This window comes from Ruegeria sp. HKCCD6428, from assembly GCF_013110595.1.
Lineage (GTDB): Bacteria > Pseudomonadota > Alphaproteobacteria > Rhodobacterales > Rhodobacteraceae > Ruegeria.
The window spans coordinates 34,466-56,100 of the sequence record NZ_WVQX01000009.1; the positions used below are offsets into that span (position 1 = coordinate 34,466).

The following is a 21,635-nucleotide window of genomic DNA, read 5'->3' on the forward strand; positions in this document are numbered from 1 at the left end:
TCTCAGCCCGCCGCAGCAATCAATTCGCGGGTATAGTCGGTCTGGGCATTTTCGAACAAATCCTCGGCCGTGCCCATTTCAACCACATCTCCGTTTCGCATGACGATCACCTTGTGCGACATCGCCCGCACCACTTTCAGGTCGTGGCTGATGAACAGATACGCCAGCCCGTATTTCTTTTGCAGATCGCGCAGCAGATCGACGATCTGAACCTGAACCGTCATGTCCAGCGCGCTGGTCGGTTCGTCAAGAACCAGCAGCTTGGGTCGCAAGACCATCGCGCGCGCAATCGCGATGCGCTGACGCTGACCACCCGAAAACTCGTGCGGATACCGGTCCATCGCCGCAGGATCCAGGCCCACTTCGGTCATCACCTCAGCGACCAGCTCGCGCGGCGCGCGATGAGGATCAATGTTGTGAATGGCCAGACCTTCCGCGATGATCTGCTGACAGGTCATGCGTGGGCTGAGGCTGCCGAACGGGTCCTGAAACACGATCTGCATATCCTTGCGCAGCCGGCGCAGCTCTCGTGTGGACCATTTTCGAACATCCTGATCGCGGAAGGTGATGCCGCCTTCGGACGCGATCAGACGCATGATCGCCAGCGCCAGCGTGGTCTTGCCCGACCCGCTTTCGCCCACGATCCCCAAGGTCTCACCCGCGCGCACGCTCAGCGTGGCGTCATTCACCGCCTTCACATAGCCGACCGTGCGTTTCAGAAACCCGCGCTGGATCGGGAACCAGACCTTCAGGTGATCGGTGCGCGCGACTTCCTCGGCATTTGTCGCAACGGCGTCTGGCTGACCCGAAGGTTCCGCGGCCAGGAGCTTGCGGGTATAGGGGTGCTGCGGGTTGTCGAAGATCTCGGCGGTCGCGCCGGTCTCGACGATCTCACCATCCTTCATCACACAGACCCGGTCGGCGATGCGCCGCACGATGCCCAGATCGTGGGTGATGAACAGCATCCCCATATTTTCGGATTTCTGCAAACTGGCCAGCAACTCGAGGATCTGTGCCTGAATGGTTACATCCAACGCCGTTGTCGGTTCATCGGCGATCAGGATGTCCGGCTTGTTCGCCAGCGCCATGGCGATCATCACGCGCTGCCGCTGTCCGCCCGACAACTGGTGCGGATAGCTGTCCAGCCGGTCTTCGGGGTCGCGGATACCGACCTTGTTCAACAGTTCGAGAATCCGCTCGCGCGCGACATCACCCGTGACCACCTGATGCAGGGCCAGCGATTCCGCCATCTGCTTCTGGATCGTGTGCAGCGGGTTCAGCGATGTCATCGGCTCTTGGAAAATAAAGCTGATGTCATTGCCGCGCACATCCATCAGGCGTTGCTCCGAGGCGCCGATCATCTCCTGTCCGTCATAGGTGACGGACCCTTCGACGATCGCGCTGTCGCCCAGCAAAGATACGGTGCTGAGCGCGGTCACAGATTTGCCCGATCCGGATTCACCCACCAGCGCCACGGTTTCCCCGCGATCGACATGGAATGACACGCCCCGAACCGCAGCACTGATCTGACCGTCCTGCCGGAACGAGACCTTCAGGTTGTTTACATCCAGCAGGCTCATGAGAAGGTCTTTCTGGGATCGAACGCATCCCGCACGCCTTCAAAGATGAAGACCAGCAGGGACAGCATGATGGCAAAGGTGAAAAAGGCCGTAAAGGCCAGCCATGGGGCCTGAAGGTTCTGTTTTGCCTGCAAGGTGAGCTCCCCCAGCGAAGGGGCCGAAGACGGAAGACCAAAACCCAGATAATCCAGCGAAGCCAGCCCGCCAATGGTGCCCGTGACGATGAAGGGCATGAAGGTCAGCGTGGCAACCATTGCGTTGGGCAGCATGTGGCGGAACATAATGGTCATGTTGCCCACCCCCAATGCCCGTGCAGCGCGCACATATTCAAGGTTTCGCGCCCGCAGGAATTCTGCGCGCACCACGCCAACCAGCCCGGTCCAGCTGAACAGGATCATCAACGCGACCAGCAGCCAGAAACTTCGCCCCAATACCGCGAACATGATGATGATGACGTAAAGCGATGGTGTCGCTGACCAGATCTCGATGATCCGCTGAAAGATCAGATCCAGCCAACCGCCGAAGAAACCTTGTATGGCACCGGCAAAAACACCGATCAGGCTGGCAGCGCCCGTCACCAACAGCGTGAACAGGATCGACAAGCGGAAGCCGTAAATCACCCGTGCCAGCACATCGCGCTTGGTGTCATCGGTGCCCAGCAGGTTCTGGCCGTTGGGCGGCAAAGGTGCAGCCCCGGGGCGGTCCACAGACGTGTTGTAGGAATAGGGGATCAGCGGCCAAAGCGACCAGCCACGCTCGAACCCCTCCGCCTGGAACGTGCCGGCGTCGATCTGTTCGATAATGGCTTCGGGATCGTCGAAACACTGCTCAAGCCCGCCACTGTCTATCAGGCACTGAACCTCGGGGTCGCGATAGATCGCCTCTGTCTGAAAGTCTCCGCCAAAATCGGTTTCCGCGTAGAAGTTGAAGACCGGCATGTAGAACTCGCCCCGGTATTTCACCAGAATCGGTTTGTCGTTGGCGATGAACTCGGCAAACAGCGACAGGCCGAACAACACGGCGAAGATGATCAACGACCAGAAGGCGCGCTTGTTTCGGCGAAAGTTGCTCCAGCGGCGCTGGTTCAGGGGGGACAATGCCATTTACCCCTCCCGCTTTTCAAAATCGATGCGCGGGTCGACCAGCACATACATCAGATCGCTGATGATGCCGACCACCAGCCCCATCAGGCCAAAGATGAACAGCGTGCCGAAAATCACCGGGTAATCCCGCGCCACGGCGGCTTCAAAACCCAGACGTCCCAAACCATCAAGTGAGAAGATCGTTTCGATGATGATCGAACCTCCGAAGAACACGCCGATGAACACAGCCGGAAATCCGGCTATGACGATCAGCATCGCGTTGCGGAACACATGGCCATACAGCACCTTGTGTTCGCTCAGGCCTTTGGCGCGGGCGGTCATGACATATTGCTTTTTGATTTCATCAAGAAAAGAGTTCTTGGTCAGCAGCGTCAATGTCGCAAAGGCCGAGATCGTCAGCGCAATGGTCGGCAACGCGATATGCCAGAAATAATCTGCGATCTTGCCAAAAAGACTCAGGCTGTCCCAGTTGTCGGATGTCAACCCCCGCAACGGGAAGATCTGCCAATAAGATCCACCGGCGAAAAGCACCAGCAGTAGAATGGCAAACAGGAAGCCAGGGATCGCATAGGCCACGATGATCGCTGCGCTGGTCCACGTGTCGAACTGCGAACCGTCCCTGATCGCCTTGCGAATGCCCAGAGGGATCGAAACCAGATAGGCGATAAGCGTTGACCACAGGCCCAGCGAGATCGAGACCGGCATTTTCTCGAGCACCAGATCAATCACGCTGATCGAGCGGAAATAGCTCTCGCCGAAGTCCAGCGTCAGATAGTTGCCCATCATGATCAGAAAACGTTCCAAGGGCGGTTTGTCGAAGCCGAACTCCTTTTCAAGTTCAGCAATGAACTCGGGCGGCAGGCCCCGCGCACCGACATATTTGTCGTCGAAAACGCCGCCCGCCGGCTCTGACCCCGCGCCGGTATCGCCCGCACCCGCAAAACCGGCGAAAACATCCCCCTGACCTTCGATCTGGGCAATGATCTGCTCGACCGGTCCGCCAGGCACGAATTGTACTAGCGTGAAGTTGACGATCATGATGCCCAGAAGGGTCGGGATGATCAGCAACAAACGTCTTAGAATATAGGCGCCCATGTTATCGCAGCGCGCCTTTCGCTTTCAGTGCGGCCTCTTTTTCCGGATTGATCCACCACAGATCCAGATAGCCCAAGGAATAAGGCGGCAGGTTTTCCGGGTATTCATACATATCGTAATATGCCACCCAGTGGTCAGCGATGTATCCTACGGGGATCACGAAGAACTCGTACCGCAAAGCGCGATCCAACGCCTTCAACGCCATGTCCTGATCCGCCTGATTGTCAGTATCAAAGGATGCTTCGATGATTGCGTCAACCAATGGGCTGGCCAATCCGGCCGGGTTGAAAAGACTGAATGCGGCCTCTTCCGACCCGTACATCTGGCTCAACCCGCCACCGGTCGACAAAAAAGACCCGTAACGAGTGGAATAGACCATGTCATAGTCCCGCTCGCGGCTGCGCAGCGTGTATTGCGCCGGGTCAACCTTTTCCGCCGACGCATCCACGCCAATGGCTTGCAGGTTCTGGACATAGGTTTCAATCATCGTGGCCGTCGAGGTCGGCAGGTTTGAAGGATAGGGGATATCCACCTTGAGCGTCTGCCCTTCCGCGTTGCGCCGCACGTTGCCATCGCCGACGGGCCACCCGGCCTCGTCCAGCAATTTCGCGGCTATTCGCAGATTTCTGCGATCGTTCAGGCGCGCGGGGTTTGACTCGTGAACCGTCACGGCAGGTTCTGAAAGAAGGTCCTCGGGCACAACCTCACCCAGCGCTTGAAGAAACGCCAGTTCATCGCCCTCGGGCAGGCCTTGCGCTTCCAGCGGGGTGCCTTGTGTAAAGGAATTGCGCGGTGAATTCAGACCAAACAGCAGGGATTCATTTGCCCATTCGAAATTGAAGGCCAGTGCAAGGGCCTTGCGTACGTTCTTGTCGGAAAACTGCGGTTTTCCGAGGTTGAAGACGAAGCCTGACGGCGTTGGCGGGCTGCCATCCGGTATCTCGTCCCGAACGATCACACCTTCGTTCAGCTTCGGAAAATCATACGCCGTCGCCCAAAGCTTGGGATCGCTTTCAATCCGCAGCGTGTATTCACCGGCCTTGAACCCCTCGAACGCCGCTGTCTGATCGGCGAAATACTCGACGCGGATGGTATCGAAATTGTTGCGACCGACATTGAATGGCAGATCTTTACCCCAATAGTCGTCACGTCGCTTGTAAACGATACGACGATTGATGTCATAGCTGTCGAGTTTATAGGGGCCCGAGCCGACCGCAACTTCCAGACGCGGCTCATCCAGACGCCGGGACTCGTCCGCCTCGAACCATGCTTTCGAAAAGACGGGGGTCGACCCAACGGTCTCGATCAAACTGCGGCGGGTGACTTCCGGATTGAACGTGAACTTGACCGTGTGATCATCCAGCGCTTCGGCCCCCGTCACCATGCGGCCCACGGCTTGGGCGTACGAAGGCAGGCCCTGTTCGATGAACAGGCGGTGGCTGTAGACAACATCCTCGGCCGTCACCGGCGTGCCATCCCAAAAGGTTGCTTCGGGTCGCAAATGGAAAATGACGTAGTTGCGCCCTTCATCATATTCCAGACTTTCCGCCAGCACGCCGTAATACTGCCCGACACCGTCATCAGAGCTTTCGAACAGGCGATCATATTGCAGCGTCGTCAAGGCGCCTGCGCGCCCCTTGCGGGAATAGGGATTCAGGGAATCGAACGTCCCCGAAGCCGCCAAGGACAACTCACCACCTTTGGGCGCATCTGGATTCACGTAATTCAGATGCGGATAGTCAGCAGTGTAATCCAGATTGCCGAAATACGAATATCCATGACTGCGGGTAACCCCCTCATCCAATGCCAAAGCGGCTTGCGGTGAGAGCAGAACAGCACAAAGCCCGAATATGCCAGCCAATGGCCTGACCTTAAGATCACGTGCAGCAGGCATTAGGGATATCATGGGGCTCATCCTCTGGGTTATTGTAATCTTTTATGTCGCATACGCTAGCTAAAGTGCCAACGCTGACAGTTTCAAGTTTAGAATGCGTGAGCGCTTTGTGAAGTTCCCTTCAGACAAAAAAAGCCGCTGCGCGGGGCAGCGGCTCTGAACTTCAATGTTCTCTCAGGCAATCAGTTGCCAATTGTCTGCAGATAAGCAATCAAGTCCGCGCGGTCCTGAGGTTTTTTCAAGCCAGCAAAACTCATCGATGTTCCCGAGATATAAGCGCTTGGGCGTTCCAGGAAGGCATCCAGCGCTTCGGGCGTCCAGTTGCCGCCATGGGCCTGCATGCTGGCTGAGTACCCGGTGAAACCTTTTGCCGAGGCAACCGGGCGATCAACTACGCCATACAGGTAAGGGCCGGTTCCATTCGCCCCGTCTTCCAGCTTGTGGCACGCGGTGCACTTGCGGAATACTTTCGCGCCCTTCTCAACGTCAGCGGCGGCCAGCAGATCTTCAAAGACCACTTCTTCGCCGTCGGCGCTTTCGCCCGAGCTTTCGGTTTCGATAATGTAGGCGGCCTCAGCCGAGCCATGGCCACCGGAAGAATAGAGGATGTCAGCCCCCCATTTGGCCAGAAGCAGCACCAGGAAAGTGCCGAACAGGCCAGCGGCGGCCTTCGTAACTGTCATCGTGTCGAACATTGATCGCGTGTCCATTTCAGCTGTCTGCGCAGGTGTCTAAGGCTTCCACTTGCGAGAGGCAAGGTATAGACACCGCGACGAAACGACCAAATCGCGAACTTGTTGCATGGAATCGACCAAATGACCAATCGCATTGCTTTTCAGGGCGAACCCGGCGCCTACAGTCACGAGGCCTGCCGCAACGCACGACCCGAAATGGAGGCCCTGCCCTGCCGCACATTCGAGGATGTGATCGAATCAGTTCGCTCGGGCGCGGCCGATCTGGCGATGCTGCCGGTCGAAAATACGACCTATGGTCGGGTTGCCGATATTCACCGGCTGTTGCCCCATAGCGGGCTTCACATCATCGATGAAGCGTTCGTGCGTGTTCACATCAACCTTCTTGGTGTACCCGGCGCAAAACTGGAAGACATCACCGAAGCGCATTCGCATCTGGTGCTGCTGCCGCAATGTTCCGGCTTTCTGAAAGAACACGGTATTCGCGGCCGTGTCAGTCCCGACAATGCCCGCGCCGCGCGCGAAGTGGCCGAAATCGGGGATTTGCATTCCGCCGCTCTGGCCAGCGAGCTTGCGGCTGAAATCTACGATCTGAACGTGCTGGCCCGCCATATCGAGGACAATGACGACAACACGACCCGTTTTCTTGTCATGTCACGAGAGGCGGATCTGTCACGTCGGGGTGAGTATGAAATGATCACCAGCTTCGTGTTTCAGGTCCGCAACATCCCGGCCGCGCTGTACAAGGCCATGGGTGGCTTTGCCACCAACGGGATCAACATGACCAAGCTGGAAAGCTATATGGTCGACGGGTCCTTCACTGCAACGCAGTTTTATGCGGATATCGTTGGACATCCCGAAGACCGCAACGTGCAGCTGGCAATGGACGAACTGGAACACTTCACGACCAATGTCGAGGTTCTTGGCGTCTACCCTGCGGCCCATCCTCGCGGCTGACAGGTCACGCGAAAGACTGGTTGAATTCCGATTGGCGCAGGTCACTGCGCCATGCCTGAAGAATTGCCTTCACGTTGGTCTCAATGCCGTCCATCGAATCAATCTCGATATCGTAAACTCTACCAGCATGGATCATGGATTGGTCCCGTTGGGCGCTTCCCACCGGGCGGTCGCCGCGCAATCGTTCGCGCGCGTTCAACTCGGGAACCGGGCAATGGACAGCCACGAACAGAACATCAAACGGGCGGAAAAGGTCGCGCAAATCTCTGTCCCACCCCGGCGTATCCAGAATATGTTCCAAAATCAGATTGTTGCCCGAGGCCGCGTAGGCGGCCAGCGACTGATGAAACCCATCAAAGACTGCCGATCGGTCGTCGGACCAATCGAACTCGCCACGGCGATAGCGATCCAGCGGCAGAACACCACAATCGCGCAGGTGATCGATCGAGATATGCCAGAATGGCTTCGCCATCTTCTGTTGCAAAGCCTGCGCGATTGTCGATTTTCCGCTGCTTGATGCACCATGCAGAAAAATAATGTGCGACATCCGAGGTTTTTTCCAATCCTTGCCCCGATCAGCCCAGCAGACCCCGTTCACGCCCCGTGCAGGTGACGCTGCTCCAGTTCACGCGCAAACTCGCTGAACCGCAGCTGGAATTGCTTGCGGAACTTTGACTGTCCAAGCTTCATGGACTGCAACAGCAACCGCGCGGGCAAGGACTTTGCGGCCAAGGACATCTCGATGCTCAGGCGTGTCCGGCGCGGAGACAGGGCCAGAAAATCAACTGTCGTCAGGCCGGTCATCCCTTTGCTGGCCGCCTCAAACCGCATTTGCGACGGCTTGTCGTAATCCGTCATCACCACCGACATCTGGCGCGGCTTTCCACGCAACTTGAATTCGGTTTTCCATTCAGTGCCGGCAACCACCATTGCATCAGCCTCCAGACGCCGCACGTCGATACCACGACGCATCGCCATACGTTCGAACCTTTCGAAATCCGACACCATGTCGAACACCGAATTGATCGGGGCTTCGATATCTTCGCGCGCTGAAAACTGCATAATGACCTTTGCTGTTTATGGCTTCACCAGTTTTTCCTCAGTCCAGCGTATCCGCAAGCCAGTTCTGAAGCAGAAAATGAGCGATAGCTCCCTTGCGAGCCGGCAACAACCGGGGATGTTCGCCGGCAAATGCCTGCATCATTTCGGATTTGCTGACCCACATCGCCTCTTCGATCTCGACCGGATCGATAACGATGTCGCGCGACAGGGCCTCGCCGGCGCATCCGAACATCAGGGATGCCGGGAACGGCCAGGGCTGGCTGGACAGGTAAGACACCGCACCAACAGGTACGCCTGCCTCTTCCATCACTTCGCGACGCACCGCCGCTTCGAGCGTTTCGCCGGGTTCGACAAATCCCGCCAGCAAGGAAAACATGCCCTCGGGCCAACCCGGAGACCGCCCCATAAGCACATTGTCCCCATGCGTAATCAGCATGATCACAACCGGATCCGTGCGCGGAAAATGTTGCCCGCCGCATGACGGGCAACTGCGCTGCCATCCCGCTTGCGACATATCGCTGGCTGCGCCGCAGCGAGCGCAGAAGCGATGTGTTTCGTGCCAACCGACAACCGCCTTGGCGGATGCGGCGAGTTCGGCATCACGAGGCGACAATCGCGCCATGATCCGGCGAAGCTCGGCGAAAACATGCCCTTCAGGCAAATCCGGGTGCTGCTGTTCGGATCTGTCCACGAACTCTCCCAGGCCGGTCAGATCCAATCCCTCTGCCGCCCAGGCCGAGATATCCGCAGCAAACAGGGGTGCGCCCTCTGCGCTCAGGCCCAGAAAAACCGGTGCTTCGATCACGCCGCCGGGGCCATCGCTGACCAGCGGGTGAGTCATCTGCGTCAGGGCAAGCTGATCCAGCGCCGCGCCCACGACCAAAAGCTTGCCTCGCCACAGCAATATGCATCGCGCAGCAGGGTCGCGCGCCATCTCGGCCAGCTTCTCTGAATCCCCACGAAGATGCGCTGCCCGATTCAGGCCCGAGCCACCGAAAGTCACCTGCTCTGCGTTTTTCATTGGAATTCCTTCTGGTCTTGCGCACAGGGCTGCCATGTCTCAGGCCCTGTTGCAATGGCAATTCAAGACGCAAAACGCAGAGACGCGCCGCCGAAAAGCCGCATGGCGGCCTCGGAAAAATCATCTAGACTGCGCTTTGATGATTTTAGCCCATTACCACATTCAAAAGCAGAACAAAAAAAGTGAAGCAAAACCCATCGACGCAGGTTCAACCCACAAAAGACCGTGGGCGTATTCGTATTCTTGCCACCTCCGACCTGCACATGCATCTGACCGGTTTTGACTATTACGCGGACACACCGGACCCGACGCTTGGGCTGACACGCACCGCCAGCCTGATCCGCAAGGCCCGACACGAGGCCACAGACGCGCTGGTGCTGATTTTCGACAACGGGGATTCGCTCCAGGGAACGCCGATGGGCGAATGGGCCGTTCGGAACGACAATCCCCACCCGATGATGCAGGCATTCAAGGCGCTGGACTATGATGCGATTGGTCTGGGCAACCATGATTTCGGGTTCGGGCTGCCGACATTGGACAAGACCCTTGCACAAGCCCCGTGCCCGGTTCTGTGCGGCAATCTTCATCGGTCCGGAGAACAACAATCATGGCAGCGTTTTACGATCCTTGACCGTGTCGTGAGAGTGGGAAACAAGGATGTGCCCATTCGCGTCGGCGTGTTTTCGGTTCTGCCGCCGCAGACGACGCGTTGGGAAGAACACAATCTGAACGAAACCGTAGCGGCGGACGACATCGTTGTCGCGGCACGGTCCCTGACGCGTATCTTGCGCGAAAAGGGGTGCGATCTGATCGTGGCGCTCGCCCATTCCGGGCTTGGACACCCGGACGCAGCGACCGACACTGAAAATGCCGTTATTCCCCTGGCCGCGATCGAGGGCATCGACGCTGTTGTCGCCGGGCACACTCACCTGACCCTTCCCGCACGCACCGGCGCGCAAACCCCGAATGTGGATTACGTGAAAGGGCTGGTGCATGGAACGCCGGTTGTCATGCCCGGCTCGGCAGGCGCATATCTTGGAGTAATCGATCTGGTCGTTACCCTACAGCACGAGTCGAGGCAGCGCGTTGTCGACAGCCACGCCGAATTGCGCCTGGTTTCGGTGGACGGCACCGCGATTGGCGAAGATTTGGAAATCGCGCATCTGGTTGAACCCGCACATCAGCAGACCCGTCAGGACATGGCCGCGCCCGTTGCGCGCGTCTCGGACACATTGCACAGCCATTTCAGTTTCTGTGCGCCGGATCGTGGATTGACGCTTGTGGCAGCCGCACAGGCAGCCGCGTTGCGCCCTTTCTTACACGGCACCACGCTTGCAGAGCTGCCGCTGTTGTCAGCCGCGTCACCGGCCAAATGCGGCGGACGCTCTGGCCCCAGGCACTATACGGACGTGCCGCCCGGTGAAATCTGTCTGCGTCACGTGGCGGACCTGCATGTCTTTCCCAACGAGTTGCGCGCGGTTCAGATCACGGGCGCGCAGCTGCTGGAGTGGTTGGAGATGTCGGCCAGCGCATTCAACCAACAATTCCCCGACGCCGAGGCAGAGCTGTTCGACCGGGATCGGGCGGGATACAATTTCGATGTCATCTTTGGCCTGTCCTATCAGATCGACCCGTCGCAACCGGCGCGTTACGATGTCGGGGGGCAAATGATCCATCCCGGCCACAGGCGGGTGCATCATCTGACTTGCGCAGGCCAGGCCGTGCAACCCGATCAGGCATTTGTCGTTGCGCTCGATAATTATCGCGCAAGCGGGGGCGGACATTTCCCGCATGTGTCATCGGCCCCGGCCATCGATCTGCCCCCGCTGGATATCCGGGACATTTTGCGGGATTACATGACGCACCGCCTGCCACCCGACCCATTGGCCCGACAACCTTATCCGTTCTCTCTGATGCCGAAATCGGGGGTGACGACCATTCTTCGGACCGGCCCCGGTGCTTTGAAGTATGTCGACGAATTGAACAGGTTTGCCCCCAAGATTCTGGAACCTGACGAAAACGGTTTTGCACGCATTCGGCTGACGCTCTGACGGGTTGTCTTTTGCCGAAGCCTTCCCTATATCCAGAGTCGAGAGGTTGGCGCGGGCGAGCGCCTCGCCAACCTGGTCAGGTCCGGAAGGAAGCAGCCACAACGAGCCCCGCTTGGGTCGATGTCCAACCTCTCACTTTACGAACCTTGGCCGCAGGAGGGCTTTATGATTGTAGCAAAGACCCTTCGGGCAGCACGGTTCTGACCTCACGGTATCGACTGACTGCCTGAACACATGACCCGGGGATGAGCGATCGCCATCCGTCGGGAGTGCTGTTTCTGACGACAGGCAAACCAATGTTTCTTGCACTTTCGGACCTGGGATGGTCCTCTCACTTTGCTGCGCAACACGCGGCTTATCCTTCCTGCACACCTTTTCGCATCACTTCCGTTCATCGGGACCGCCTGATCGGGCTGAACCCTGACGGCGAAGTCCCGTTGCTGACCCCCGATCAAACGACCGGCAGCTATGCCGTTGGCGATTGGGTTCTCGCCGATGACGACAAACGCGTGCGCCATTTGCTCGACCGGCGCAGCCTGCTGCACCGACGCGCCGCCGGTACAGGCGCCGCAATGCAACTGATCGCAGCCAATGTCGATGTGTTGTTCATCGTCAGTTCGTGCAATGCCGATTTCAACCTGCCCCGGCTGGAACGATATCTGGCGCTTGCGCATCAGGCCGGGTGTTACCCGGTCGTCGTTCTGACAAAGGCCGACAAATCGGCGGACCCTGACAGTTTCTCGGGACAGGTGCAATCACTGGACCCGTTCCTGACGGTTCTGGCGATCAACGCGCTGGACCCGGCAGAGGTTGAAAAGGTTCTGTCCTGGTGCCCCAAAAGCCAGACCGGAGCCGTGGTTGGTTCGTCGGGCGTTGGCAAGACGACACTTGCCAATACCATGACCGATCAGGATCTTGCCACCTCGGACATTCGCGAGGATGACGCGCGGGGCCGACACACGACGACCGCACGCGCATTGCACCGGATGCGCAACGGCGGCTGGTTGATCGATACACCCGGAATGCGCGCGTTGCGCCTGCTGGACGCTCAGGACGGGATCGACGACGTTTTCTCGGACCTTGTCGAGTTGAGCCGGGACTGCCGTTTTTCGGATTGCCAGCACAGCTCCGAGCCCGGATGTGCCGTGCAAGAGGCGATCAGCCACGGCACGCTTGATCCGGCTCGATTGGACCGGTGGCGCAAGCTTCGGCGCGAAGATCAGCGCAATTCTGAAACCGTCGCGCAGTCCCGGGCGCGGGACAAAGCGTTCGGCAAGATGGTCCGTGGCGTCATAAAGGAAAAGAAACTTCGCAACCGGTGATTGTTGGACGGGGCCTGGCCCGTTCTGCGCCGCGTCTGATCAAGCGATCAGTCGCGGCCAAACCGCTGCATTGCGCCGGGCAAATGCTCCGATATGACCAACCTCGGGCAACCCGAAATCGGCGGGGCTCAGCAGGTGGCGGTTGGCATCGGGGCCGTAAAGATCCGCAAGCCGCCAAACCGCTTCCGGCGGCACCATCTGGTCGTCCTCGAAGGTGAACAAATCCACGGGCGTTCCAGAATCCTTCCACTGCGCCGCAGGTAACTCATGCCCGATTTCAGGCACATAATTCAAAGGCGCGGTACACCATTTGCGCCACTGCCAATAGACCGATGCCGGCAGATCCGAGCCGAACCCGATCGCCTTTCCGGGAAGGTAGCCAAGGGCTCGGGCCAAAAGCGGCGCATGACCATACCAGAACAATCCTGCCAAACCACGATAGGGCCATGGATGGTCGCTTAGGGTTACCAGCCCCGAACACACACAGATCATCCGGTCAATCAGATCGATATCCGGCTGCACAGGCCCCAACATCGCGCCGATCGAATGACCGATGGTCCAATGCTGCGAATCGGGAAACCGTCTGCGCATTTCCGCCCGTGCCGCGGGCATGTCGATCAAGGCCCAATCCGCCATGGTCGCACGCGAGTCTTTCAGGCGGCCAGTCAAGGAATGCCCGTAATCGCGATAGTCATAGGTCAGGCAGGCCATACCCTGCTCGGCAGCAAGCCATCGTGCGAAATGACGGTAATAATCGCGCGGCACACCCGTTGCACTGTTCAGCACGACGACGATTTCGGGCGAGGTCAGCGGGCTGTACAACCGTGCAGACAGTGTTTTCTGCCCGGACGGAAAGCAAAACTCTTCGGTCAATACCGTTTGCTCTGTGTCCAACATGATCTCTGGCTTTGGGCTTGGTAAATCCGGTTTCCGAACCTCAACGCCCTCGACACTATGCATGAACCGACACCGTATCCAGCATGACCAAGCGTCCGGTCAAAAGATCGGCTTGACTCGATGCGTGCTCAAACGCTAGCGGTTGTGTGATGGTTTCCGGCCTCCACAAGGGGTCGGGATGAAAAGGGAACACGGTGCGGTAATGTCTGGTCATGCAGGCAACAACCAAATCCGCGACTGCCCCCGCAACTGTAAGCGGTAAGCGATGCCGAAACACCACTGGCCCCGAAGGCTGGGAAGGTCGGCAAAGCGATGACCCGCAAGTCAGGAGACCTGCCATCGGAAACGAAACCGAAACTCGGGCGGGGTGTCCGGGCAGGTCCTGACGGCATCACGCTGTTCCACCTGTCCCCAATATCCTGTCCACCAAGCGCGGAGGGCGCAGGATGATCTGGAAGACAAAAACACATGAATTCAGTGCAACAGTATGTCAGCGGACGGGCAAAACCTGTCCCGCTTTGGCGCGGCTGGCGCGCTCGATATCCGAAGCCATGGCCCAGGCGACCTCGGCCACAAGTGACGATTTCGAGATTGAGGGCAGCAGCGAGCTGTCACATTGCGCCGAAGGATGTCATGCAATTTTCCGCGCGCGATCAGACAGCATTCGTGTCTTTTGCGGAACGCAGCCCGAAACCGCAATTGAGCCGCTGAACGGCTATGCCGACCTGATCTTCGGAAACACGTTCAGTGCGATGCCATCCGGCGTCGTGAAGACCCCACCCTGCGCGATGATCGAAGTTTCCACGATCCGGCCTCGAAAACCTGCTTGCGCGCCCATGCAGATTTCAATCTGAGTCCAGACTGACCTGTGCCTGGGCGCGCCGAGAGGCCCAGGCCAGTTGCGCATCCGTTTCGACGGCGCAAGGGCGCACCGCCCGCAATCGTTGCAGCGCCGTGTCCGCGCGTTCGCCGCATTCGACCATAAGCCGAAGGACAACCATACCTGACCTGCCACATCCCCCGCGGCAGTGTACCAATACGCGACCTCCGCCGGAAAGCGCGTGCCGGGCCGCGGCGCTGACGGACGGCCACGCGTCATCAATCGCTTTTGTCGGCGCTCCGAAATCTTCGATCGGCAGGTGAACCCATCGGCTGGCGCGGCTTTGAATATCGCTGCCAAATTCCTGCGCCCCGTCCTGAAGCATTTCGACATCCGTCGTCATCGAAACAACAAGCCCCGGCTGCCAGGCTGCGATCATATCCAGATCGCTGGAGTAATCTCCGCCGCGTCCGGGCATCGAGGTCAGCGCCAGCGTTCCGCCACCGACTTGCAGGGCGTAGATCACCAACTGCGACATGAATCCTGTCCTCCCCAAAGAACTCTTTACAAAATGAGCCATTAAATCCGCTGATGCAGTTTAGTGCGAAAGCGACTCGTTTCTAAATCAAAAATCATCGCGCCCCGCTGTGGACGCGGGCAACGGTGGCCACTACGCTGTGCCCAAGCACCGAATCCCAACGAGAAGACATGACAGACAGCTCCAGCCCCGCCTATCAGGTTCTCGCCCGCAAATATCGCCCGGAAACCTTTGCCGATCTGGTGGGTCAGGATGCCATGGTGCGCACCCTGAAAAACGCGTTCGCGGCCGACCGGATCGCGCAGGCCTTCATCATGACCGGTATTCGCGGCACCGGCAAAACCACGACCGCAAGGATCATCGCCAAGGGGATGAACTGCATCGGACCCGACGGAACCGGTGGCCCCACGACCGAACCCTGCAGTCAGTGTGAACATTGTGTCGCCATCATGGAAGGCCGCCATGTCGACGTGATGGAGATGGACGCCGCCAGCCGTACGGGCGTCAACGACATCCGCGAGATCATTGACAGTGTTCGCTATCGCGCCGCCAGCGCGCGTTACAAGATTTATATCATCGACGAGGTTCATATGCTCTCGACCAGCGCGTTCAACGCGCTGCTCAAGACGTTGGAAGAACCGCCCGCGCATGTGAAGTTCATCTTCGCAACCACTGAAATCCGCAAAGTCCCTGTCACCGTGCTGTCCCGCTGCCAGCGTTTCGACCTGCGCCGGATCGAACCCGAAGACATGATTGGCCTGCTTCGCAAGATCGCCGAAGCGGAAAACGCCCAGATCGCCGAAGACGCGCTGGCGCTGATCACCCGAGCAGCAGAAGGATCGGCCCGGGATGCGACCTCGTTGCTGGATCAGGCGATTTCGCACGGGGCTGGCGAGACGACCGCCGATCAGGTCCGTGCAATGCTTGGACTGGCAGACCGTGGCCGGGTTCTGGACCTTATGGATATGATCCTGCGCGGTGATGCCGCCGGAGCACTTACCGAGTTGAGCGGCCAATACGCCGAAGGCGCGGACCCGCTGGCGGTGCTGCGCGATCTGGCCGAGATCACGCACTGGGTGTCCGTCGTAAAGATCACACCTGACGCGGCCCAGGACCCGACGGTTTCTCCGGACGAACGGACCCGGGGCCAACACATGGCCGAGGCTCTGCCGATGCGGGTTCTGACCCGGATGTGGCAAATGCTGCTGAAGGCGCTCGAGGAAGTCTCGGCAGCCCCCAACGCCATGATGGCCGCCGAAATGGCCGTTATTCGCCTGACCCATGTGGCGGATTTGCCAAGCCCCGAAGAGCTGATCAAACGGTTGCAAGATGCCCCGCCACCGCCGCCGGGCGGGCCCAATGGCGGCGTTTCGATACCCCGACAGGGCGCCGGTCCGGCGCCGGCTGGCGCGGCCCATCCACCTACCTATGCGCCGTCCCCTCGCGGTGCCGGTGGCGCACCGGTTGCAGCCCTGGCGCAGGATTCCCAGACGGCTCTTGCCCGGTACCCGACCTTCGATCACGTGGTGGAATTGATCCGGACAAATCGCGACGTGAAGTTGCTGGTCGAGGTGGAAAACGGCGTGCGCCTCGTCTCCTATCAACCCGGGCGAATCGAATTTACGCCCGCCGCCCAGGCACCGGCCGATCTGGCGCCACGGTTGGGCTCTGCCCTGCAACGCTGGACAGGAAATCGGTGGGCTGTCTCGATCGTCTCGGACGGTGAAGCCCCCACAATTGCAGAAATACGGGACGAGGCCGAGCTGGCTCTGAAATCCGAGGCCGAAAAACACCCGTTGGTGCAGGCGGTACTGGCGCAATTCCCAAAGGCGAAAATCACCAGGATCGAAACGCCGGAGCAACGCGCCGCCAAGGTCGAGACCGAAGCGCTTCCCGAGGTTGAAGACGAGTGGGACCCGTTCGAGGAAGACTGACCTCACCGCCCGTCACCCCCTGTTTCAAACGAAACAGATCGAGGTTTCGATCGAACACATCCGCCCGCATGTCTCAGATCGTTTGTTGCGACACCGGCCAGCGGTAGGCGGCCCGTGACAATTCTGATCCGGATGCCGCGTAGCCATTCGAACCACGCCCAGATTTTCTTTGCCCTGTGTGATCAGTCTCGGCAGCAGGCCATATGCGCGCCAAGGACGATCTGCGCTTTTCGGACCTGCAGGCGAATATGGCGTCGCAGATGGGCGGCACGATCCTGCTGACGCCTGCGCCGATCAACATACCGGCCGGAACGATAGAGCCTCCGACCGGCGGGAGAACCCTTGTGCCATGTGGCTGCTGCCCGTATCTAGAGCGCAAACGGAGACACAGGAGAATACTATGCTGAAAGGACTCGGCGGGCTTGGCGGTCTGGGCGACATGGCCAAGATGATGAAATCCGCGCAGGACCTGCAAACCAAGATGACCGAAATGCAGGAAGAGCTGAACAACATGATGGTTGTCGGCGAATCCGGTGCAGGGCTGGTCAAGGCAACGGCGACAGCCAAGGGTGAACTCAAAGGTCTGGATATCGACCCCTCCATCTTCAACGGTGATGACAAGGAAGTGGTCGAAGACCTGATCCTAGCCGCCATCAAGGATGCGCAGACCAAAGCCGCTGAACGTTCGCAGGAAGAAATGGCCAAGCTGACCGAAAGCATGGGCTTGCCCGCAGACATCAAGCTGCCGTTCTGAGCTTCATCTTTTCTGAAATACTCCCGCCGGAGGATCCCTCCGGCGCAAAGCAGGATTGGCCATGAGTTCGAACAGCGACATCGACAACCTGATCGACCTGATGGCCAAACTGCCGGGCCTGGGCCCGCGCTCGGCCCGCCGCGCTGTGCTGCACCTGATCCGCAAACGTGCCTTGCTGCTGACGCCCCTGTCTGATGCCATGCAGCAGGTCGCGATCACGGCCCGGGAATGCCTGAATTGCGGCAACGTGGGCACCACCGATATCTGTGACATCTGCAACGATGAGGCCCGCGCGACAGGAGAGCTGTGTGTGGTCGAAGACGTCGCCGACCTCTGGGCGATGGAGCGTGCCGGAGTCTTCAAGGGCCGTTATCACGTTCTGGGCGGCACGCTGTCGGCGCTGGACGGGATCGGCCCCGACGAGTTGCGCATTCCCCGCCTCAAGGACCGGGTTGTGGCCGAAGGGATTTCCGAAGTCATCCTGGCGCTGAACGCCACCGTAGATGGCCAGACCACCGCCCATTACATCGCCGATCAGTTGGAGGGGCAGGTGCGCCTGACTTCGCTGGCGCAAGGTGTGCCGATTGGCGGAGAACTGGATTATCTGGACGACGGGACGATCACGGCCGCGCTGCGGGCGCGGAAGGAGATCTAGCTAACCTCAGAGGATCGGGGCGATAACTGCGCCATCGCCCCAGCACGTATCAACGCGGGCCCAAGGGCTTCAGGTATATGCACCAGACGAGTAGGTCAGCTCATACGAGTGGCTGTAGATTTCGAATACGATACCAAAGGGGTCTTCAACATAGACCATTCGGTAAGGCTTTTCTCCGGGATAGTAGTGCCGTATCGGCATCCTCTGTTTTCCACCAGCCTGCACAATCTTTTCGACCAGACCTTCGACGTCAGGGTCCTGAATGCAAAAGTGAAACGTGCCATTTCTGCGGAAATCGATGTTGTTTTCAGGCTCGTAATTCCCGTCAAACTCGAAGAGTTCAATTCCAATCCTGTCCGCTGTCGCGAGATGCGCGATACGCAGTTTCCTCCAGTCCGGGCCAAAAACATCCGTGCACATAACGCCAATATCCGAGTCATCCTCGACCACGTCGGTGGGCGGCATGATGACGTAAAAACCCAAGACCTCGGAATAGAACTTCACGGCTTCGTCCACGTTGGGAACAGACAACCCGATATGTGAAAAAGTCCTTGGAAACTGAGACATAGAAGGCTCCTTAATCTGCTAAGACGTAAAACTATTGGACAGCGATTCGTTTTCAAGTTGCTTCCCAAGCCTTCATAGCAGGGTTCACCCCGCCGCACGGGTCATGACCCGGAGACAAAATACTCGCTACAAAGCAAAAGGGGCTTTGCCTTCCGTGCGCGCGTAGTAGAATGCCTCGGACTTGATCCCTTTGATTGGAATACGTTATGGCCCGCCTTCTCGCCCTCGCCTTCGCCACGTTCACTGCAACCGCCGCCCTGTCGCAGGACCTTGTGGACAAGGGCTTTGTCGAAGGTTGGAACATCATGATGGACCCAGCGCTTGGCAACGGGTGCCTGATCCAGACGGTGTATCAGGATCTCTCGGTGGTGCGGCTGGGCTATGATGCGTTGGGCAATCGTGGGTATTTCGCCGTGTACAACAAGGCATGGGGCGACATTAAACAGGGTGAGAGTTATCCGATCCGCTTTGATCTGGACGGCAAAAGCTATGATGCAACGGCCATCGGGTTCAACGAACGCGACGTGCCGGGCGCAACCGTGTTTTTCACCGACCGGAGCTTTGTGAACGCCATCGCTCAGAACAAAACGATGACCGTCTACAATCCGGCAGGTGAAGTGGTGATGGCCATCGATCTGAAAGGCACCGCCAAGGCGCTGGACTATGCGCGGAACTGCCAGAACAAAAAGCTTTAACGAATCGGATCGAACAGGGCGTCCTTGGCGGTGCAGTCGCGGATCACGTCGCGGCCACAGGGTACGGGATCAAGACCGCGGGACAGGCACAGGCGGACTTCTTCGATATAGCCCTGTTTGCAGGTGATCGTGATCATGTCGCGCTCCAACTCCGGGTTGGCCTTCAGGAATGCCTCCTCGACCACCGAAGCCGGCAGTTTGACGGATGAATCCAGCTTGCGGAGCACCTCAGGGCGCTTGACCGCTTCATAAGCCCGCCGGGACAAGGCAAAGTAGTCGGATGCCGACAATCCCGAGCATGTGCCGTGTTTCTTCCATTGATGCCACGCAAGGCCGGAGCTGCCCTGAATATCCTCCATTTCCCGCGTCATGCGTCGCGAAGGTGGGCTTTCGGGGGTACGGCAGTAGGACGGCCAGCCCTGATGGAACTGTGGCCATAACCCGTGCAGTATCCAGCCGTGATCATGCCGATCGTCACATTGATCCGAGCCGCGCGCGTCACCTTCGCGGGCGCACCAGTTGGGCGACCAGCTGAGCGACAGCACGTAGTAATCGAACTCGCCCGCCTTTTCGCCCTCGGCCAGCGCAGCGACCGCGCTCAAGATCCACAAAACCAGCCCCGTAATCCCTTGGCGCATTCGCCTCTTCCCTTCTTGCCTTTGCGCGACTATATACGGGCCAAGTTCCCCGACAACGGAAACCTGCCCCAAAACCAAGGGGCCGCCGAATTCCGGCGACGGGACAGATGTATGTATAGGAGACGGGCTGATGGCAAAACCGCTTATGGCCAAGGCAACCGCCGTATGGCTGGTGGACAACACCACGATCAGCTTCAAGCAGATCGCGGATTTCGTAGGAATGCACGAGTTGGAAGTGCAGGGTATCGCTGATGGTGACGTCGCCGCCGGCGTCAAGGGCTTTGACCCGATCGCCAACAACCAGTTGACCCAGGAAGAAATCGACGCGGCACAGAACAACCCGCTTCACAAGCTGAAGCTAAAGTTCAACCCATCGGCCGCCGGCGAGGAAAAGCGCCGTGGCCCGCGTTACACGCCGCTTTCGAAACGTCAGGACCGTCCGAACTCGATCCTGTGGCTGGTCAAGTTCCACCCGGAACTCAGCGACGGCCAGATTGCCAAGCTGGTCGGCACCACCAAACCCACCATCCAGTCGATCCGCGAACGCACGCACTGGAACATCGCCAACATGCAGCCGATTGATCCTGTTGCTCTGGGTCTGTGCAAACAGTCCGAACTGGACACCGCCGTGCAGAAAGCGGCGGCCAAGAAAGCAGCTGAAGGCGGCGTGATGAGCGATGACGAACGTCGCAAGCTGGTCTCGACCGAGCAGTCGCTGGAAATGGACGCAGCGCCGAAAATCCCGACCGCAATTGAAGGTCTGGAAACCTTCTCGCTGTCCGACGAGCCGCCGGAAGAGAAAGAAGACGAGCCGATCATCGACGCAGACAGCTTTTTCAACCTGCCCAAGGGTGGGGCGGATGACGAAGACGAAGACGATCTTCGTCCGTAACGCGCAAACAGCCTCGGCCATGACGGCTGGGGCTTTTTTCACGGACTTGCCATGCTGAACGTTCTATCTGCGGTATTTGGCCCGCACCGCGCCGTCACGATTTATGCCTTTCTGAAAACGTGGGGGCTTGGTCTGGCCGGCGGCGTTGTCATGATTGCCATCGTCACGACATTGTTTCTGCTGGGGGATGAAGGCGAACACGAGCATGAGGCGTTTCTGATCGTCCCGGTTCTGTCTGCAACTCCGGTGAACGGAGATCTGAAGAACGGCGTCGTGGCGTCGGTCCGCTTGCCTGATGGGTCCGCCACATCGATTACGTCCACAGATGCGCAGATTTCGCAGACAGTGGGCACGACGGCCTGTATTGAAAAACGCGTTTACGTCGAAAGCGGAGAAGCCCGATACCGGTTCAAACTGCCACGTCTGTGCGACGGTAGTTGATCGACGGAACCGAACGGATAAAAGCCG

At 58.7% G+C, this 21,635-nt stretch carries 22 protein-coding genes, 1 other RNA gene and 1 riboswitch; of the genes, 11 read left to right on the forward strand and 12 right to left on the reverse strand.

The features are described 5' to 3' along the window. Window positions 1–2 precede the first annotated feature (2 nt). The 5 genes from GS620_RS17530 to GS620_RS17550 form a co-directional block, all read right to left on the reverse strand. The gene (locus tag GS620_RS17530) at window positions 3–1,580 is read right to left on the reverse strand and encodes an ABC transporter ATP-binding protein (RefSeq protein WP_171617196.1); all 1,578 of its coding nucleotides are present in this window, start codon (window positions 1,578–1,580) and stop codon (window positions 3–5) included. Beyond that, on the reverse strand, window positions 1,577–2,683 hold the full coding sequence (locus GS620_RS17535; protein ID WP_171617198.1) for an ABC transporter permease: 1,107 nt from the start codon (window positions 2,681–2,683) through the stop codon (window positions 1,577–1,579). Before GS620_RS17535 ends, GS620_RS17530 begins: the two co-directional genes overlap by 4 nt. Next, window positions 2,684–3,778, reverse strand: coding sequence for a microcin C ABC transporter permease YejB (locus tag GS620_RS17540; RefSeq protein WP_171617200.1), 1,095 nt, complete (start codon window positions 3,776–3,778; stop codon window positions 2,684–2,686). It lies immediately after the preceding gene. 1 nt (window position 3,779) lies between these two features. Next, window positions 3,780–5,684 (reverse strand): extracellular solute-binding protein, encoded by a 1,905-nt coding sequence (locus GS620_RS17545; protein ID WP_171617202.1) that lies wholly within the window; start codon window positions 5,682–5,684, stop codon window positions 3,780–3,782. A gap of 170 nt (window positions 5,685–5,854) precedes the next feature. Further along, a complete protein-coding gene (locus GS620_RS17550) occupies window positions 5,855–6,367 on the reverse strand; it encodes a cytochrome c family protein (protein WP_152459925.1) in 513 nt (170 codons plus the stop codon). Between the two features lie 120 nt (window positions 6,368–6,487). Between GS620_RS17550 and GS620_RS17555 the strand changes: the two genes are divergently transcribed. Next, window positions 6,488–7,321, forward strand: a complete 834-nt coding sequence (locus GS620_RS17555) for a prephenate dehydratase (RefSeq protein WP_152459200.1) — start codon at window positions 6,488–6,490, stop codon at window positions 7,319–7,321. A gap of 4 nt (window positions 7,322–7,325) precedes the next feature. Here GS620_RS17555 and GS620_RS17560 read toward each other — a convergent pair whose 3' ends face one another. The 3 genes from GS620_RS17560 to nudC are packed head-to-tail and all read right to left on the reverse strand — an operon-like array spanning window position 7,326 to window position 9,404. After that, complete coding sequence (locus GS620_RS17560; protein ID WP_171364674.1) at window positions 7,326–7,868, reverse strand: chloramphenicol phosphotransferase CPT family protein; 543 nt, start codon at window positions 7,866–7,868, stop codon at window positions 7,326–7,328. Window positions 7,869–7,915: 47 nt separating this feature from the next. After that, entirely contained in the window at window positions 7,916–8,383 is a 468-nt protein-coding gene (locus tag GS620_RS17565; protein WP_152459201.1) for an SRPBCC family protein, read from the reverse strand. A gap of 37 nt (window positions 8,384–8,420) precedes the next feature. Then, window positions 8,421–9,404 carry an NAD(+) diphosphatase gene (gene nudC, locus GS620_RS17570; protein ID WP_171617204.1) on the reverse strand — a complete coding sequence of 328 codons (984 nt, stop codon included), beginning with the start codon at window positions 9,402–9,404 and terminating at the stop codon, window positions 8,421–8,423. Between the two features lie 182 nt (window positions 9,405–9,586). Here nudC and GS620_RS17575 point away from each other — a divergent pair, with 182 nt between their 5' ends. The 3 genes from GS620_RS17575 to rsgA all read left to right on the forward strand — a co-directional run bounded on the left by GS620_RS17575 (window position 9,587) and on the right by rsgA (window position 12,777). Further along, window positions 9,587–11,455: a bifunctional 2',3'-cyclic-nucleotide 2'-phosphodiesterase/3'-nucleotidase gene (locus GS620_RS17575; protein ID WP_371809823.1), complete on the forward strand. Its 1,869-nt coding sequence runs from the start codon at window positions 9,587–9,589 to the stop codon at window positions 11,453–11,455. 39 nt (window positions 11,456–11,494) lie between these two features. Continuing rightward, an RNA gene (ffs, locus tag GS620_RS17580) (signal recognition particle sRNA small type) lies at window positions 11,495–11,593 on the forward strand. A 107-nt stretch (window positions 11,594–11,700) separates the two neighbouring features. After that, window positions 11,701–12,777: a ribosome small subunit-dependent GTPase A gene (gene rsgA / locus GS620_RS17585; RefSeq protein ID WP_253283983.1), complete on the forward strand. Its 1,077-nt coding sequence runs from the start codon at window positions 11,701–11,703 to the stop codon at window positions 12,775–12,777. A 39-nt stretch (window positions 12,778–12,816) separates the two neighbouring features. Here the strand turns inward: rsgA and GS620_RS17590 are convergent, their stop codons facing one another. Beyond that, complete coding sequence (locus GS620_RS17590) at window positions 12,817–13,737, reverse strand: hypothetical protein (RefSeq protein WP_371809825.1); 921 nt, start codon at window positions 13,735–13,737, stop codon at window positions 12,817–12,819. Window positions 13,738–13,807: 70 nt separating this feature from the next. Further along, a riboswitch (cobalamin riboswitch) is annotated at window positions 13,808–14,030 on the forward strand. 90 nt (window positions 14,031–14,120) lie between these two features. Here GS620_RS17590 and GS620_RS17595 point away from each other — a divergent pair. After that, complete coding sequence (locus GS620_RS17595; RefSeq protein ID WP_171172574.1) at window positions 14,121–14,528, forward strand: hypothetical protein; 408 nt, start codon at window positions 14,121–14,123, stop codon at window positions 14,526–14,528. Here the strand turns inward: GS620_RS17595 and GS620_RS17600 are convergent. Next, window positions 14,520–15,032: a dual specificity protein phosphatase family protein gene (locus GS620_RS17600; RefSeq protein ID WP_152459204.1), complete on the reverse strand. Its 513-nt coding sequence runs from the start codon at window positions 15,030–15,032 to the stop codon at window positions 14,520–14,522. The two genes, GS620_RS17595 and GS620_RS17600, sit on opposite strands and share 9 nt — an antisense overlap. A gap of 170 nt (window positions 15,033–15,202) precedes the next feature. Between GS620_RS17600 and GS620_RS17605 the strand changes: the two genes are divergently transcribed. From GS620_RS17605 to recR, 3 genes are all read left to right on the forward strand, one after another. After that, on the forward strand, window positions 15,203–16,966 hold the full coding sequence (locus GS620_RS17605; RefSeq protein WP_171617206.1) for a DNA polymerase III subunit gamma/tau: 1,764 nt from the start codon (window positions 15,203–15,205) through the stop codon (window positions 16,964–16,966). Window positions 16,967–17,366: 400 nt separating this feature from the next. Further along, a complete protein-coding gene (locus GS620_RS17610; protein WP_170347293.1) occupies window positions 17,367–17,720 on the forward strand; it encodes a YbaB/EbfC family nucleoid-associated protein in 354 nt (117 codons plus the stop codon). Window positions 17,721–17,781: 61 nt separating this feature from the next. Beyond that, window positions 17,782–18,375, forward strand: a complete 594-nt coding sequence (recR, locus tag GS620_RS17615) for a recombination mediator RecR (protein WP_171617208.1) — start codon at window positions 17,782–17,784, stop codon at window positions 18,373–18,375. 69 nt (window positions 18,376–18,444) lie between these two features. On the opposite strand, the gene GS620_RS17620 is transcribed toward recR, so the two are convergent. Beyond that, on the reverse strand, window positions 18,445–18,942 hold the full coding sequence (locus GS620_RS17620; protein WP_152459208.1) for a lactoylglutathione lyase family protein: 498 nt from the start codon (window positions 18,940–18,942) through the stop codon (window positions 18,445–18,447). A gap of 206 nt (window positions 18,943–19,148) precedes the next feature. Between GS620_RS17620 and GS620_RS17625 the strand changes: the two genes are divergently transcribed. Next, complete coding sequence (locus tag GS620_RS17625) at window positions 19,149–19,637, forward strand: hypothetical protein (RefSeq protein ID WP_171617210.1); 489 nt, start codon at window positions 19,149–19,151, stop codon at window positions 19,635–19,637. Here the strand turns inward: GS620_RS17625 and GS620_RS17630 are convergent. Next, window positions 19,634–20,275, reverse strand: a complete 642-nt coding sequence (locus GS620_RS17630; RefSeq protein WP_171617213.1) for a ribonuclease T2 — start codon at window positions 20,273–20,275, stop codon at window positions 19,634–19,636. The genes GS620_RS17625 and GS620_RS17630 overlap by 4 nt on opposite strands. A gap of 130 nt (window positions 20,276–20,405) precedes the next feature. On the opposite strand from GS620_RS17630, the gene GS620_RS17635 reads away from it, so the two are divergent. Then, window positions 20,406–21,167 (forward strand): DUF1013 domain-containing protein, encoded by a 762-nt coding sequence (locus GS620_RS17635; RefSeq protein ID WP_171617215.1) that lies wholly within the window; start codon window positions 20,406–20,408, stop codon window positions 21,165–21,167. Between the two features lie 51 nt (window positions 21,168–21,218). Further along, window positions 21,219–21,608 (forward strand): hypothetical protein, encoded by a 390-nt coding sequence (locus tag GS620_RS17640; RefSeq protein WP_152459212.1) that lies wholly within the window; start codon window positions 21,219–21,221, stop codon window positions 21,606–21,608. The last annotated feature ends 27 nt before the right edge of the window (window positions 21,609–21,635 follow it).